Origin of the sequence: Pseudomonas sp. A-RE-19, from assembly GCF_019956555.1 — a bacterium.
Lineage (GTDB): Bacteria > Pseudomonadota > Gammaproteobacteria > Pseudomonadales > Pseudomonadaceae > Aquipseudomonas.
In genome coordinates, this window is sequence record NZ_JAHBDQ010000066.1 from 1 (window position 1) to 15,788 (window position 15,788).

Here is a 15,788-nt window from a genome sequence, read left to right on the forward strand (position 1 = left end):
CTGTAGGAGCGAGGCTTGCCCGCGAAGCTTTTGGCGTACTTGAGGACGCCTTCGCGGGCAAGCCTCGCTCCTACAGGCTGGTCATAACCGGCATATAACTTGCTCCCTTCCGGCACGCCCAACGCTGGAACCACCCATGCTTCACTCCCACCTCACTACCCTCAATGCCGTCTCCCTGGTGCTCAACACCTTCAAGGCCGAAGGCCTGTCGAGCGAAGCATTGCTGGCCGGCAGCGGCATCAGTGCGGCGGATCTAAGCCGGGCGGACACGCGCATTACCACCAATCAGGAGATGCTGGTTTGTGCCAACGCCGTCGCGTTACGCCGCGATATCGGCCTGGAGTTGGGCCGGCGGATGCACGTCTCTTCCTACGGCATGCTCGGGTATGCCTTACTCACCAGCGCCACTTTAGGTGACGCCTTGCGCTTGGCGCTGCACTATCCGGCGCTATTGGGAACACTGTTCGAGTTGAGCCTGGAAGAAGAGGACGAGTGCATCTGGCTCACCGCGGGCGACTATCGGGAAAATCCGGCGCTGGCGCCGTTCAATGTCGAGTTTTGCCTGGTCTCGATGAAAGTCACCTGCGAAGACCTGCTCGGCCATCCTCTGCCGCTCCTCGGCGCCCGCTTCGATTACCCGGCACCGGATTATCAGGCGCGCTACAGCGAACGTTTCGACTGCCCCTTGCAGTTCGATGCGGCGTCCAACGCCTTTGCCTTCGACAAACGCTGGCTCGAACAACCCCTGCCTTTGGCCGATGCCATCACCCATCAGGCCATGGCCGAGCGTTGTCGCAAGCAAAACACCGAGTTCACCGGGCGTCAGGCCTGGCTCGGGCGCATTCGCCAACTGCTCGCTGCGCAACTGAGCGCAGCACCGGGCCTGGATGGTCTGGCCGAACAGCTGAACTGCTCGGCGCGCACTCTGCGTCGACATCTGAAGGACCTGGGCTGCAGCTATCAGGAACTGCTCGATGAATTGCGCTTCGAGCAGGCCAAACGAATGCTCTGTGAAGACCACATGCCGATCTACCGGATTGCCGAGGCGTTGGGCTTCAGCGAAACCGCGAGTTTTCGCCATGCGTTTGTGCGCTGGAGTGGCGTGGCGCCCAGCCAGTTCCGGCCCTGACAACCCAACCCTGTAGGAGCGAGGCTTGCCCGCGAAGGCGTCTTCAAGAACGCCAAAAGCTTCGCGGGCAAGCCTCGCTCCTACAGGGCTCAGCATTCACGCCCTGAACCGGAGCACTAATCGCGCCAATAAGGGGCGAATTTCGGTCAAATCTTTTGGCCATATCGATCCCCTTTTGGCCTTTCCTGCCGTTCTCCCAAACGCTGCCCGCCGCAAGACTGTGTGCAACCGAATCAGCCTGCGGAGAACAAGAATGCTGACGATCTACTCGGACGATCATCACCTGCACCACGGCCGTTGTGAATTGATGGACGGGCAATTGATGCCCTGCTTCGAAATGCCTTCACGGGCCGACCATGTGCTGGCACGCGTACAGTACCGCCGCCTGGGCCCGGTCGAGGCGCCGCAGGATTTCGGTCTCGGGCCAATCGAGCGCATCCACAGCCGCGACTACCTCGACTTCTTCAAAGGGGCCTGGGCGCGCTGGACCCAATTCAATACCGACGGCGACTTGCTGCCCTACACCTGGCCGGCCCGCACCTTGCGCCGAATCATGCCCACCAGCCTGCACGGCCAGCTCGGCTATTACAGCTTCGACGGCGGTGCACCGATTACCGCCGGCACCTGGCAAGCGGCGTATAGCGCGGCGCAAGTGGCGTTGACCGCTCAAGCCGTGATCCAGCGCGGTGCGCGCAGTGCCTTTGCCCTGTGCCGCCCACCCGGACACCATGCCGCCAGCGACTTGATGGGCGGTTATTGCTACCTCAACAACGCCGCCATCGCCGCTCAGGCATTCCTCGATCAAGGCCACAAAAAGGTTGCGATCCTCGACGTCGATTACCACCACGGTAACGGCACCCAATCGATTTTCTACGAGCGCAGCGACGTGCTGTTCACCTCGATCCACGGCCATCCGCAAGCTGAATTTCCGTTCTTCCTCGGCTACGAAGACGAACACGGTGAAGGCGCGGGTGTTGGGTTCAACTTCAATTACCCGTTGCCCGCCGGTTCAGGCTGGGACAGTTGGAGCGCGGCGCTCGAGCAGGCCTGCAAAGAGATTGAAAAGTACGGCGCCGACATCATCGTCGTGTCCTTGGGCGTCGATACGTTCAAGGACGATCCCATCTCCCAATTCAAACTCGACAGCCCGGATTACCTGGCGATGGGCGCACGCATCGCAGGCCTCGGCAAGCCGACGCTGTTCGTGATGGAGGGTGGTTACGCGGTAGAAGAAATCGGCATCAATGCCGTGAACGTTCTCGAAGGTTTTGAAAGCACCCGATGAGGAATTAGAACAATGAATCGACTCAAGCATCTGATCGTTCCAACCCTGTGCGCCATGATGCTCAGTGGTGCCGTGCACGCAGAAGAACGCACCTTGCGGGTATACAACTGGTTCGACTACATCACCCCCAAAGCGCTGGAAGATTTCAAGGCCCAGAACACCCAGACCAAACTGGTCTACGACATTTTCGACACCAACGAAGCGCTGGAGGCCAAGCTGCTGACCGGCAACTCCGGCTATGACGTGGTGGTGCCGTCCAACGTGTTCCTCGCCAAGCAGATCGAAGCCGGGGTGTTCCAGCCGCTGGACCGCAGCAAAATGCCGAACTGGAACCACCTCGATCCGAAGCTGATGAAGCTGATCGAAGCCAACGACCCAAACAACAAATTTGCCGTGCCCTATATGTACGGAACCATTTTGATCGGCTTCAACCCGGACAAGGTCAAGGCGGCTTTGGGCGACAACGCACCGGTGGACAGCTGGGATCTGATTTTCAAGGAAGAGAACATCAGCAAGCTCAAACAGTGCGGCGTGGCCCTGCTCGACTCGCCGTCGGAGATCCTGCCGCTAGCCCTGCAACACCTGGGTCTGGACCCCAACAGCAAGAAGCCGGCGGACTACGCCAAGGCTGAAGCGCTGCTGATGAAGGTCCGTCCGTACATCACCTACTTCCATTCCTCCAAGTACATGGCCGACATTGCCAACGGTGACATCTGTGTGGCGGTCGGTTACTCCGGCAGCTTCTCCCAGGCCGCCAACCGCGCCAAGGAAGCCAAGAATGGCGTGATCGTTGACATGCGCCTGCCCAAAGAAGGCGCGCCGATCTGGTTCGACATGCTCGCGATCCCCAAAGGCGCGAAAAATCCGGAAGACGCCTACACCTTCATCAACTACCTGTTACAACCCCAGGTGATCGCACCGGTCAGCGATTTCGTCGGCTACCCGAACCCGAACAAGGACGCCACGGAAATGGTCGACCCGGCGATCCGCAACAACCCGAACCTGTACCCGACCGAAGCGGCGATGAGCACGCTCTACACCCTGCAACCGTTACCTCGCGATGCCGAACGGGCGCGGACCCGGGCCTGGACCAAGATCAAGTCCGGTACTTGACCCGGGCGGCGCAGCTCACACCGGGCTCCAGATTTCTTTGAGCCTCGCCAGTGCCGATTCGATAGCCGCCTCCGGCACTGCGGCGAACCCCAGGACCAGCCCCGATCGCTGGTCCTCGGGGAGCGTCGTGTCTGGCAGCCAATAACGGCTCAAACCATTGATCTCCACCCCGACGCTGGTGGCTTGTTCGATCAATTCGCGCTCACGGGCCACGCTGTCGACACGTACCGTCAGGTGCAAACCGGCCGCCACACTGGGCAGCTTACCGACGCCCGGGATATCCACAGGCCAGCCATTGAGCAAGACGTTACGCCTGCTCAATGCAGCACGGCGCATACGCCGGATGTGTCGCTGGAAGTGCCCGGCCGCCATGAACTCGGCCATGACCGCTTGCGTGCTGACCTCCGAATGCCGCACGTCCACCGCACGACGCTGGGAGAACGCCTCAACCAATCCGGGTGGCAACACCAGATAACCCAGTCTTAATGCCGGGAATGCGACCTTGCCGAAAGTCCCGACATACAGCACTCGCCCCTGCCGATCGAGCGCAGCCAACGGCGCGAGTGGTGCGCCGCTGTAACGGTATTCGCCATCGTAGTCGTCCTCGACAATCCAGCCTTGAGTGCGTTCGGCCCAGGTCAACAATTCAAGACGTCGCGCCAGACTCATGACCACCCCCGTCGGGTACTGATGCGACGGCGTGACGTAAGCCAATCGACAATCGCTGAGCCCCGCCAATTCGGTGCAATCAATGCCCTCACTGTCCACCGCTATCCCGTGCAATCGCGCGCCAGCTACAGCGAACGCATGACCCGCCGCACGATACCCCGGATTTTCGATCCCCACCCCATCACCCGGCTCCACCAGCAACTGTGCACAAAGGCTGATCCCTTGTTGTGCGCCACTGGTGATCACAATTTGCTCAGCCGTGCACTGCATACCTCTTGAGCTGCGCAAGTAGGCGGCAATCAACCCACGCAAGCGTTCATCACCCGCCGGATCGCCATAACACAGTTGCTGTAAATCCGGCTTGCGCCAGAAAGCCGCATTCAGCTTGGCCCAGACCTCGAAAGGAAATAGATCAAAGGCCGGAACGCCAACCCTGAATGCACGAGGTGGGCCGCTGGGAGGTAAGGCTAAATGGTTCTTTTCAACCCGCCCCAACGCGCCACTGTGGATAACTTTGCTGGATGGAATCACAGGTAAATCCAGCCAATTTGTGGATAAGGTTGTGGATAAGCCTGTTGAAAACCCTGTGGATACTTTTGTGGATAATTTTTTCCCCGGCAACACGGCTTGAGGCAATTGGGCGACATACGTCCCATCACCCACACGCCCCTCGATGAAGCCTTCGGCGTAGAGCTGATCGTAGGCACGGACCACGCTGTTACGGGAAATCGAGAGTGCCGCTGCCAGATCGCGACTGGCCGGTAGCCGTGTGCCGCTGGCCAATCGGCCGTCGAGCACACGCATTCGCAACGCCTGATAGAGCTGACGACTCAGGCCCTGACGGCGGTCGAGTTCGATACCCGCCGGGTTGAATGACGAGGGAAGCGGTGTATTCGACATGGTAATGGACCTGTGAAATTGGTCATTAATGGCTCTTACAACAGACCAATAGCCTGCCTAGGATGCAGGCATTCGCCAAGGAAAATTTCCATGTACACGCCCAGCAATTTCGCCATCGATGATTTGAATGAACTGCACCAGCAGATACTCGGTACTCGTCTTGCTGTCTTGGTCACCCACGGTGAGCAGGGCCTGCAAGCCAGTCATCTGCCTTTGCTGCTCAATGTTGACCAAGGCCCGAACGGCACCCTCTACGGCCACTTCGCCCGGGCCAATCCGCAATGGCGGGAATTGCAGAACGGCGCCGAGGCATTGGTGATTTTTGCCGGTGCCGATGCGTATATCAGCCCAGGGTTTTATCCAAGCAAAGCCGAGCATGGCAAAGTCGTGCCGACCTGGAATTACGTCGCAGTGCATGCCTATGGCACCGCCGAAGTTTTCACCGACGTCGATCGCCTGCGTACTCTGGTCAGCGCGCTGACTGACCGTCATGAGTCGGGCCGCGCGAACCCATGGAAGGTCGCCGACGCTCCAGCCGACTACATTGATGGCATGCTCAAGGCCATCGTCGGTTTTGCCTTGCCGATCCAGCGTCTGGAGGGCAAACGCAAGCTCAGCCAGAACCGCAATGCTGCAGATATTGCCGGTGTGCGCGAGGGGCTGGCCGCCAGCCCTGATGCGCATGACCGGGCCCTCGCTCACTTGATGCGTTAAGGAACCCACATGAGTCAGATCGACATCCGCCAGGTCACCGCCGACGATCACGCCGCCTGGTTGCCGCTGTGGCAGGCCTATTTGCGCTTCTACAACACCGAGTTGCCCGATGCGGTGACCCGGAGCACCTGGCAGCGCCTGCTCGACCCAAGCGAACCGACCCACGCGGCACTGGCCTGGGCCGATGGCAAAGCGGTGGGCATGGTGCATTTCATCTATCACCGCTCCAACTGGAGCATCGAAAACGCCTGCTACCTGCAAGACTTGCTGGTGACGCCCGAAACCCGTGGCACCGGTGTCGGGCGGCAATTGATCGAATTCGTCTACACCACAGCCAAGGCCGACGGGTGCTGCGAGGTCCATTGGCTGACCCATGAAACCAACGCCACCGCGATCCAGCTCTATGAGCGCATCGCCGAGCGTCCCGGTTTCATCCAGTTTTGCAAAGCCCTTTAAGGTTCAAGGAGAGCAGCATGTCGACTTCACTCGCGGACTGGAAAGGCGTTCCGCCGCCCTCGGTTCAACTGATCGAAGGGCGTTTCATTCGCCTGGAAAAACTTGACCCGGCGCGTCACGCCGACGGGCTGTGGAAAGCCCTGGAAGGTCCGGGGTCAGATCCGAAGCTCTGGGACTATTTGCCTTACGGCCCTTTCCCGGAACGCAGCGCTTTCAATGATTGGCTGAACAACCACGCAGCCAACAGCGACCCGTATTTCTTCACGGTGATCGACCGCGCCAGCGGCGACGTGCAGGGAATCCTCAGCCTGATGTCGATTGTCCCTGCTCAGGGCCGCATCGAGATCGGCCATGTGACCTTCGGCGCAGCAATGCAGCGCTCGCCAAAAAGCACTGAAGCGGTTTACCTGCTGGCCAGGGAATCCTTTGCCCTGGGTTACCGGCGCCTGGAATGGAAGTGCAACAACGGCAATGCCCGTTCCAAGTATGCGGCAGAACGGTTGGGGTTCAGTTTTGAAGGGGTTTTCCGTCAGCACATGGTGGTCAAGGGCCAGAACCGTGACACGGCGTGGTATTCGATTCTGGATTCGGAATGGCCGGCGATTGGCGCGGGGTTCGAGCGCTGGCTGTCCGATGAGAACCAGTCGGAATCGGGGCAGGTGAAAACATTGGCGGAGTGTCGCGAGTAATCTTCGGCGCCCGGAAGGACGCTATCGCGAGCAGGCTCGCTCCCACATTGGATCGTTGTCGAACACAATATACGTGTTCACTGAAGATCTAATGTGGGAGCGAGCCTGCTCGCGATTGGCGTCACGCTAATTTCTGGGCGAGCACCGCAATATGCTCCGGCCCGATCCCGCAGCACCCGCCCAAATGGCTGGCCCCACGCTTCTGCCAATCGGCTGCCCATTGCAGGTAACCCGGCGGGTCGAGATCATCGCGCAACGGGTCCAGACCATCATTGGCCGTGGCCTCTTTCGGTTGCGGCGGGAAGGCATTGGCGTAGGCGCCGATGTGAATCTTCACCCCCAAGCGTTCGAAGGTTTCCCGCGCGGCATCAATCGCAGCGCCGATCACTTCTGGCTGGCTGCAGTTGAACAGCAAGGTCTCGACGCCCAATTCAGCCGCCACCGCAGCGGCCTCGGCCACGGGCTCACCGGAACGCAAACGCGGCACTTCGTCGGTGTCTTCATCCTTCAAGGTAAACGACAGCCAGAACGGCTTGCCGTCCTTTGGCAAACCGGCATGGATCGCCCGCGCCTCGACGATCGAGCTCTGGGTTTCCGCCAGCCACAGGTCGACATGAGGCGCCAGGCCAGTGACCAGAGGCGCCAACAGTTCAGTCGCCCGCGCGGCATCGAACAAGTCCGGACGATAGGAGCCGAACAACGGTGGCAATGAGCCGGCCACGCGCACCGGTTTGCCCGCCGCATCGACTGCACGCCGGGCCAGCTCACCGGCCAATGCCGCGAGCGCCTGACCCTCAGCGGCAAAACGCGCCTCACCAATATGGAACGGCACCACCGCGTAACTGTTGCTGGTGATCACGTTGGCGCCGCTTTCAATATAAGCCGCGTGCACCGCCTCCACCGCCTGCGGCGCTTCGCTCAAGGCCAGCGCCGACCACTCGGGCTGCCTGAACGGAGCCCCTCGGCGCTGCAGCTCACGACCCATGCCACCATCCAGAATTACCGTCCTTGCGCCCATATGCTTTTCACTCATAAGCTTATGAAAATAACTCACTATCAGAGTCGTTCTTATAACTATTTAATACGCACCACCCGGTTAATAACAACCTCTTTTTTTTCAGGGATCAACTGTGAAATTTCAACCGCTGCTGGCCCTGGGCCTGACGATTCTGGCTGCCTCCACTCAAGCCTTTGCGGGCGCCACCCTGGATCGCATCGAGCAAAAGAAAGAGCTGGTGGGCGTGTTGATGGAAAGCTATCCACCCTTCTCGTTCCTCAACGATCAAAACCAGCTCGATGGTTTCGACGTCGACGTGGCCAAAGCCGTGGCGGACAAACTGGGCGTCAAGCTGCGCCTCGAAACGCCGTCCTGGGATGTGATCGCCGCCGGTCGCTGGAGCGGGCGGTACGACATCTGCATTTGCTCCATGACCCCGAGCAAGGCACGCGCCGAAGTCTTCGATTTCCCGGTCGAGTACTACGCCTCCCCTGCGGTGATCGTGGTCAACGCCAAGGACGATAGCATTCACAGCGCCAAGGACCTGAGCGGCAAGAAAGTCGGCCTCACCAGCGCCTCCAGCTACGAAAGCTACCTGAACAAAAACCTGGTGATCGAAGGCGCCGAAGACACCCAATTGCAGTACCCGTTCGAGAACGTGCAGATCGCCCCGTATGACACTGACAACGTCGCGTTCCAGGATTTGGGCCTGGGCACTGGCGTGCGTCTGGACGCGATTCTCACCAACCTGGTGACCGCGCAACCACGTCTGAATGAAGACAAACGCTTCAAAATCGCCGGCGAACCGCTGTACGCGGAGCCGAACTCAGTGGCCATCGAAAAAGGCGACGCCCAGTGGGACGCCAAAGTACGTGATGTGTTTGCCCAACTGAAACAGGACGGCACTTTGAGTAAGCTGTCGCAGAAATGGATCGGCGCCGACATCAGCCAATGACTTCTTTCCCCAAACCTCCTCAGCCGCCGCAACCGGTGACTGAGTCGCTGCTGCAACGGATTTTCGGTTTCCGCACGCGGCTGTACCTGACCTGGGCGGCGATGTTCGGCTTGTTCGCGAGTTTCTTCCTGAGCTTCGACCTGAAGTTCTCGATCATCCTCGACAAACTGCCGAACCTGATCGGCCTGCACCTGGCGCCCAACGGCTTCCTGCAAGGCGCGGCGCTGACGCTGTTCTTGTGCCTGTGCTCAATCGTGGCGTCATCGCTACTGGGCTTCATCACCGCCCTGGCCCGACTGTCAAAAAGTGCCGTGGCGTTCGGCATCGCGAGCTTCTATGCCTCGTTCTTTCGTGGCACACCGCTGCTGATCCAGATCCTGCTGATCTACCTCGGCCTGCCACAACTTGGCGTCGTACCGGGCGCCATTACAGCCGGCATCATCGCCCTGTCGCTGAACTACGGCGCCTACCTGAGCGAAATCTTCCGCGCCGGCATCCTCGGTGTCCCCCATGGCCAACGCGAAGCGTCATTGGCACTGGGCATGCGCGAAACCGTGATCTTCTGGCGTGTCACCCTGCCCCAGGCCATGCGCACCATCATCCCGCCCACCACCAACCAGTTCATCTCCATGCTCAAGGACTCGTCACTGATTTCGGTGATGGGGGTTTGGGAAGTGATGTTCCTGGCGCAATCGTATGGACGCTCGAGCTATCGCTATATCGAAATGCTCACGACCGCGGCGATTATTTACTGGTTGATGTCGATCGGGCTGGAACTGATTCAGGCGCGGATGGAGCGGCATTATGGGAAGGCGTATTTGAGCCGTAGTCAGGTTTAAACAAAGGGATCGCAACCTCCTCCCGCTCCTGCCTCGGGTCGGTGCACACCCCGTAGGAGCTGCCGAAGGCTGCGATCTTTTGATCTTCAACGTGGGACAGATGCGTTTTTGGCGCTGCGATAGTCCCCGTATCTTGATTCGTTGTAAGAAAAAGCATCAGCGCGAACAGACAAAATCAACCCGGTATCAAGCGGCTGGCCATTTTCTACTCAACCATCTGACACGCCCCGCACGCATGGCGGAAGCAGCTGACATCAGCACCTATAGCCTCCCTCTTAGAGTTTGGCCTCCATTCAAAAGAGGCCGAATTCGATGCTCGCTCAACACAAATTCCGACCACAACACCTGACATTGGCCATCGCACTTGCGCTGGGCTGTGCTGATTTAGCAATGGCTCAACAAGTGTCTAGCGATACCCCCCCTGAAACACCCGAAGACCTGATAGCCACTCTCGATGCGTTTATCAGTCATTCCGACACCACTAAAACCAGGGTCAACAAGGCTTACATTGATGAGCACGGCCCTACCCTGCAATTCAGCGATGCCAATGATCTGGTCAGCGTGGTTGCCCGCGGCGGTTTAACCGGGATTGTGGACGGGGGTGGCGGTACCAATGTACTGCAACTCGATGCCGCGAACGGCGCGTTAGGCGATAGCCGGAATTTCGAAGGATTGGAGGTCAAACGAGGGACGTGGACACAGACCGGCTCCGGCGATTTCAACATCGGTGCATTGGTGCGTCCCAGAGCAACTCTGATCAATAACGGCCGTATCGACGGCCGTGCCTTGACGCAGGGTACGTTGAACAACTACGGCATGATCAGTGGCGGGGCAACCGTACTCTCCAAGGGCACCCTTAACAATCATGGGACCATCGAGGGAAGCGTCGAGGTCAGACATCTCGGGGTCTTCAGTGGCAAGGGTACGGTCGCTGAACTGAACGTGTCGGGGGAGGTTTCCATCAACACCCTGCAGGGCGCGCCGACAGTCGTGGGCGATTTGAAAATGTCCAAGACTGCCCAGCTGGCCTATGAGGTCAATGCCGATGGCCGTAGCGATACGATCAAAGTTGGCGGAACCGCCAGCCTGGGTGACGCCACGCTGAAAATTGTCGCAGTACCGGGTGAATACCCGTTGAGCAGCCAACACACCATCATCGAAGCCAACAAAGTCGAAGGCCGATTCGGCAAAGTCCTCAATGACCTGGCCTTCATGACCCCTACCCTGCAGTACAACGAACAGAACGTCGGCCTGACCTACTCGCGCAACGATGTCACTCTCGAGAGCGTCGCCACCAGCGAAAACGGGCGTGAGCTCGCTCAAAGTATCGAAGAGCCAATAGACATCGTGCCAACACAGACGCCGTCTGACACCGCACGCGCTGCCATCGTCAGCCCGAGTCTATCCCCCGCCGTAAACACCTCCGTCGCCGCCCGGAATCCTCCCTCCACCACAACAAACGCCGCTGTCACCGCCCTGCTCGGCTCCAACAAAACCACCGCTGCCCAAGCTATTGAACAACTGGCCGGCGGCAGCAATGCCAATCTGGCCAACGCCACCCTGAGCAGCGTCAATCCGGTGAGCGGCAGCATGCTGTCGGCCATGCGCCAACTGGACAGCAGCGACCTCAACGGACAGAGCGGAACCCCGCGTCTGGCGGCGGGTGGTGAAGCCACTGGCAGGGTCTGGTTACAAGGACTGGGCCACGGCGGCACACTGGATCGCAGTCATGGCAGCAGCACCTTGCAACACTCCACCAAAGGTCTGGTGCTGGGCGCGGATTGGACGCTTGATGAGCAATGGCGTGTGGGCGTTATAGGCGGTAAATCGCAGACGCGTCTGGACGGCAGCCAACTGGACGGCGATTTGGACAGTTGGCATCTGGGCGCTTACGCCCTGCGCCAAAATGGTCCGCTGGCATTGCGCCTGGGCGCGACTTACAGCAACCATGATGGCAGCACCAAACGTCGGGTAGCTTTCAACGGTTTCAGCGATCACCCAAAAGGCAGTTACGACGCCAGCACTCAACAAGCCTTTACAGAGATTGGTTACAACCTCGGCAGCGGCACTATCAGCGCCGAGCCCTTTGCCAATCTTGGCTACCAGCGGTATCAGCGCGACAGCTATACAGAAAAAGGCGGTGCGGCGACACTGCAGGTCCATGGGCAAACGCAGAACAATTTCAGCAGCACCTTCGGCCTGCGTCTGGCACAGCTCAATACGCTGGATAATGGCATGCAACTGACGCCGCGATTCAGCGCGGGCTGGAAACACACCTACGGTGATGTCGACAGCAAGACTCAACAGCGACTGGCTACCGGCGGAAGGAATTACATCGTCGAGGGCGCTGCTCTGGAGCGCGACAGCCTGATGCTTGATGCAGGGCTGGAACTGGCGGTTTCGACTCGGCATACGTGGGGTGTCGGTTACAACGGCGAGATCGGCAATGACAGCCGCAGTCATGGCGTGATGGGGCAGTGGCGGATGGCATTCTGATAAAGCCACTGACTTGATGCACAACCTGTGGGAGCGAGCCTGCTCGCGAATGCGGTGTGACATTCAACATCATTGTTATCTGACATTCCGCTATCGCGAGCAGGCTCGCTCCCACATCTGGCAGGTGGAATATCGGAAAAAAAAAGGGGAGCACATGCCCCCCGAGGTTTAAAGCGGTCTATCGAGGCTGTTAACTCAGCCTTCGATCTCGATCAGAATCTCGCCCGGGTTTACCCGGTCGCCCTTGGCGACATGGATGGCGGTGACTTTGCCGGCGATGGCCGATTGAACTTCGGTTTCCATCTTCATCGCTTCGGTGATCAGCACGGCCTGGCCGGCTTTCACGGTGTCGCCTTCCTTGACCAGCACATCGACGATGTTGCCCGGCATGGTGGTGCTGACGTGGCCCGGTGCAGTGGCTTGCTTGCGCTTGCTGCTGCCGCCGCTGACGAATTCGTTGAGCGGTTCGAACACCACTTCTTCGGGCATGCCGTCAATGGACAGGTAGAAGTGGCGCTTGCCTTCGGCCTTGACGCCCACACCGGTGATATCGACGCGGTAGGTTTCGCCGTGAACGTCGATGACGAACTCGGTCGGTACGCCTTCGCCACCCGCCGAAGTCACGCCGCCCGCTTCCGGAATCGGCAGCAGCACTTCAGGCGTGAGAGTGCCGGCTGCGCGTTCTTCGAGGAACTTGCGGCCGATGTCCGGGAACATGGCGTAGGTCAGCACGTCTTCTTCAGACTTGGCCACGGCGCCGATTTCGGCACGCAACTTGGTCATTTCCGGCTTGAGCAGATCGGCCGGACGCACGTCGATCACCTCTTCGCTGCCAATGGCCTGGCGACGCAATTTTTCGTTCACGGTGCCCGGCGCTTTACCGTAGCCGCCTTGCAGGTAGAGCTTCACTTCGTTGGTGATGGTCTTGTAGCGCTCGCCGGCCAGCACGTTGAAGAACGCCTGGGTGCCGACGATTTGCGAGGTCGGGGTTACCAGCGGCGGGAAGCCGAGGTCTTCGCGAACGCGCGGGATTTCCGCCAGCACTTCGCTCATGCGGTTCAGAGCGCCCTGCTCTTTCAACTGGTTGGCCAGGTTGGAAATCATCCCGCCCGGCACCTGGTTGACTTGCACGCGAGTGTCGACGGCAGTGAATTCACTTTCGAACTGGTGGTACTTCTTGCGCACGGCGTAGAAGTACAGGCCGATCTCTTGCAGCAGTTCCAGGTTCAGGCCGGTGTCGAACTCGCTGCCTTTAAGGGCGGCGACCATCGATTCGGTGCCCGGGTGGCTGGTGCCCCAGGCGAAGCTGGAGATCGCGGTATCGATGTGGTCGGCACCGTTTTCGATGGCCTTGAGTTGGCACATCGCAGCCAGGCCAGCGGTGTCGTGCGAGTGGATGAACACCGGCAGCGATTGCTCGGCTTTCAGCGCCTTGACCAATTCGCCAGTGGCATACGGGGTCAACAGGCCGGCCATGTCCTTGATCGCCACCGAGTCGCAACCCATGGCTTCCATTTGCTTGGCTTGCGCCACGAAAGCCTCGATGGTGTGCACCGGGCTGGTGGTGTAAGCGATGGTGCCTTGGGCGTGTTTACCGGCGGCCTTCACTGCTTCGATGGCGACGCGCAGGTTACGCACATCGTTCATCGCGTCGAAGATGCGGAACACGTCGATGCCGTTGACCGCTGCCTTGGCGACGAAGGCTTTGACCACGTCGTCGCTGTAGTGGCGGTAGCCCAACAGGTTCTGGCCACGCAGGAGCATTTGCAGACGAGTGTTAGGCAAGGCCGCGCGCAGTTGGCGCAGACGCTCCCATGGGTCTTCTTTCAAGAAACGTACGCAAGAGTCAAACGTTGCGCCGCCCCAGACTTCCAGCGACCAGTAGCCGACTTTGTCGAGCTTGTCGCAAATCGGCAGCATGTCTTCGGTGCGCATGCGGGTGGCGAGCAGCGATTGGTGGGCGTCGCGCAGGATTGTGTCAGTTACATGGATCTTCTTGGACATTGTCATATTCCTCACAGGCCTGCGTGGGCGGCGATGGCGGCGGCGATGGCCAGGGCCAGCTCTTCGGGTTTGCGCTTGATCGAGTAGTTGGTCAGTTCAGGGTGGCTTTCAACGAAGCTGGTGTTGAACTGGCCGCTACGGAATTCCGGGTTACGCAGGATTTCCTGGTAGTACGCGGCGGTGGTCTTGACCCCTTGCAGACGCATGTCGTCCAGAGCTCGCAAGCCACGGTCCATCGCCTCTTCCCAGGTCAGCGCCCAGACCACCAGTTTCAGGCACATGGAATCGTAGAACGGTGGAATGGTGTAACCGGTATAGATCGCCGTATCGGTGCGCACACCAGGACCACCGGGTGCGTAGTAACGGGTGATCTTGCCGAAGCTCGGCAGGAAGTTGTTTTTCGGGTCTTCGGCGTTGATCCGGAATTGCAGCGCGAAACCGCGGTGCTGGATGTCTTCCTGCTTCACCGAAAGCGGCAGGCCGGACGCGATGCGGATCTGCTCGCGAACGATGTCGATGCCGGTGATTTCTTCGGTGATGGTGTGTTCCACCTGCACCCGGGTGTTCATCTCCATGAAGTACACCTCGCCCTCGGCGAGCAGGAACTCCACGGTGCCGGCGTTCTCGTAGCCCACGGCCTTGGCCGCGCGCACTGACAGGTCGCCGATGTAGGCACGCTGTTCCGGGGTCAGTTGCGGGCTCGGAGCGATCTCGATCAGCTTCTGGTTGCGACGCTGGATCGAGCAGTCACGCTCGAACAGGTGCACCACGTTGCCAAAGCTGTCGCCGAGGATCTGCGCTTCGATGTGTTTCGGATTGACAATGCATTTTTCCAGGAACACTTCAGCCGAACCGAAAGCCTTGGTGGCTTCGGAAATCACTCGCGGAAAGGCTTGTTCGAGTTCTTCGCGGCTGTTGCAGCGACGAATGCCGCGGCCGCCGCCACCGGACGTGGCCTTGAGCATCACCGGGTAACCGATGCGGTCGCCTTCGGTCAGGGCTTCTTCGATGCCCGACACGTTGCCTTCGGTGCCTGGGGTGACCGGTACGCCAGCCTTGATCATGCTGCGGCGCGCTTCAGTCTTGTCGCCCATGCGGCGAATCACTTCAGCCGATGGACCAATGAATTTGATACCGCGTTCAGCGCAAATGTCTGCCAGCTCGGCATTTTCCGAAAGGAAGCCGTAGCCGGGGTGCAACGCATCGCAACCGGTTTCCACCGCCAGGTTCACCAGCTTGCGCGGGTTCAGGTAACCGGCCAGTGGCTCGGCACCGATGCTGTGGGCCTCATCCGCACGCTTCACATGCAAGGCATGGCGGTCGGCGTCGGAATAGATCGCGACCGAGCGAATGCCCATCTCGGCGCAGGCACGCACGATTCGTACGGCAATCTCACCACGGTTGGCGATCAGGATCTTTTTTATCACTTGGAGGTTCCCTTGAGCCGGTGGCACCACGACCTGTCAAACCAGGTCGACGCGTGACCAAATGTTTCAATTCAGTCGCAGCCCCACACTAGCCTTCGCAAGGGATTAACAAAAA

The 15,788-nt window shown here is 59.5% G+C and carries 13 protein-coding genes; 9 read left to right on the forward strand and 4 right to left on the reverse strand.

The window, feature by feature from the left end:
• Nucleotides 1-136 precede the first annotated feature (136 nt).
• The 3 genes from KGB14_RS24390 to KGB14_RS24400 all read left to right on the forward strand — a co-directional run bounded on the left by KGB14_RS24390 (nt 137) and on the right by KGB14_RS24400 (nt 3,527).
• On the forward strand, nt 137-1,129 hold the full coding sequence (locus KGB14_RS24390) for an AraC family transcriptional regulator (RefSeq protein WP_223489210.1): 993 nt from the start codon (nt 137-139) through the stop codon (nt 1,127-1,129).
• Between the two features lie 253 nt (nt 1,130-1,382).
• Nucleotides 1,383-2,414: a histone deacetylase family protein gene (locus tag KGB14_RS24395; protein WP_223489212.1), complete on the forward strand. Its 1,032-nt coding sequence runs from the start codon at nt 1,383-1,385 to the stop codon at nt 2,412-2,414.
• Nucleotides 2,415-2,426: 12 nt separating this feature from the next.
• Nucleotides 2,427-3,527 (forward strand): polyamine ABC transporter substrate-binding protein, encoded by a 1,101-nt coding sequence (locus tag KGB14_RS24400; RefSeq protein WP_223489214.1) that lies wholly within the window; start codon nt 2,427-2,429, stop codon nt 3,525-3,527.
• Nucleotides 3,528-3,542: 15 nt separating this feature from the next.
• On the opposite strand, the gene KGB14_RS24405 is transcribed toward KGB14_RS24400, so the two are convergent.
• A complete protein-coding gene (locus KGB14_RS24405; RefSeq protein WP_223489216.1) occupies nt 3,543-5,096 on the reverse strand; it encodes a PLP-dependent aminotransferase family protein in 1,554 nt (517 codons plus the stop codon).
• A gap of 90 nt (nt 5,097-5,186) precedes the next feature.
• On the opposite strand from KGB14_RS24405, the gene KGB14_RS24410 reads away from it, so the two are divergent.
• The 3 genes from KGB14_RS24410 to KGB14_RS24420 are packed head-to-tail and all read left to right on the forward strand — an operon-like array spanning nt 5,187 to nt 6,955.
• Nucleotides 5,187-5,810 (forward strand): FMN-binding negative transcriptional regulator, encoded by a 624-nt coding sequence (locus tag KGB14_RS24410; protein ID WP_223489218.1) that lies wholly within the window; start codon nt 5,187-5,189, stop codon nt 5,808-5,810.
• 9 nt (nt 5,811-5,819) lie between these two features.
• A complete protein-coding gene (locus tag KGB14_RS24415; RefSeq protein ID WP_223489220.1) occupies nt 5,820-6,266 on the forward strand; it encodes a GNAT family N-acetyltransferase in 447 nt (148 codons plus the stop codon).
• Nucleotides 6,267-6,283: 17 nt separating this feature from the next.
• Nucleotides 6,284-6,955: a GNAT family N-acetyltransferase gene (locus KGB14_RS24420; RefSeq protein WP_223489222.1), complete on the forward strand. Its 672-nt coding sequence runs from the start codon at nt 6,284-6,286 to the stop codon at nt 6,953-6,955.
• 121 nt (nt 6,956-7,076) lie between these two features.
• Here the strand turns inward: KGB14_RS24420 and KGB14_RS24425 are convergent, their stop codons facing one another.
• Nucleotides 7,077-7,973, reverse strand: a complete 897-nt coding sequence (locus KGB14_RS24425) for a homocysteine S-methyltransferase family protein (RefSeq protein WP_223489224.1) — start codon at nt 7,971-7,973, stop codon at nt 7,077-7,079.
• A gap of 112 nt (nt 7,974-8,085) precedes the next feature.
• Here KGB14_RS24425 and KGB14_RS24430 point away from each other — a divergent pair, with 112 nt between their 5' ends.
• The 3 genes from KGB14_RS24430 (at nt 8,086) to KGB14_RS24440 (ending at nt 12,242) form a co-directional block, all read left to right on the forward strand.
• On the forward strand, nt 8,086-8,907 hold the full coding sequence (locus KGB14_RS24430; protein ID WP_223489226.1) for an ABC transporter substrate-binding protein: 822 nt from the start codon (nt 8,086-8,088) through the stop codon (nt 8,905-8,907).
• Nucleotides 8,904-9,746: an amino acid ABC transporter permease gene (locus KGB14_RS24435; RefSeq protein WP_223489228.1), complete on the forward strand. Its 843-nt coding sequence runs from the start codon at nt 8,904-8,906 to the stop codon at nt 9,744-9,746. The genes KGB14_RS24430 and KGB14_RS24435 overlap by 4 nt, the downstream gene beginning before the upstream one ends.
• Before the next feature lie 312 nt (nt 9,747-10,058).
• On the forward strand, nt 10,059-12,242 hold the full coding sequence (locus KGB14_RS24440; protein ID WP_223489235.1) for an autotransporter domain-containing protein: 2,184 nt from the start codon (nt 10,059-10,061) through the stop codon (nt 12,240-12,242).
• Between the two features lie 195 nt (nt 12,243-12,437).
• Here the strand turns inward: KGB14_RS24440 and oadA are convergent, their stop codons facing one another.
• Together oadA and KGB14_RS24450 are read right to left on the reverse strand one after the other, a co-directional pair.
• Entirely contained in the window at nt 12,438-14,246 is a 1,809-nt protein-coding gene (oadA, locus tag KGB14_RS24445; protein ID WP_223489237.1) for a sodium-extruding oxaloacetate decarboxylase subunit alpha, read from the reverse strand.
• Between the two features lie 11 nt (nt 14,247-14,257).
• Nucleotides 14,258-15,673, reverse strand: coding sequence for an acetyl-CoA carboxylase biotin carboxylase subunit (locus KGB14_RS24450; protein WP_007896523.1), 1,416 nt, complete (start codon nt 15,671-15,673; stop codon nt 14,258-14,260).
• Between the last annotated feature and the right edge of the window lie 115 nt (nt 15,674-15,788).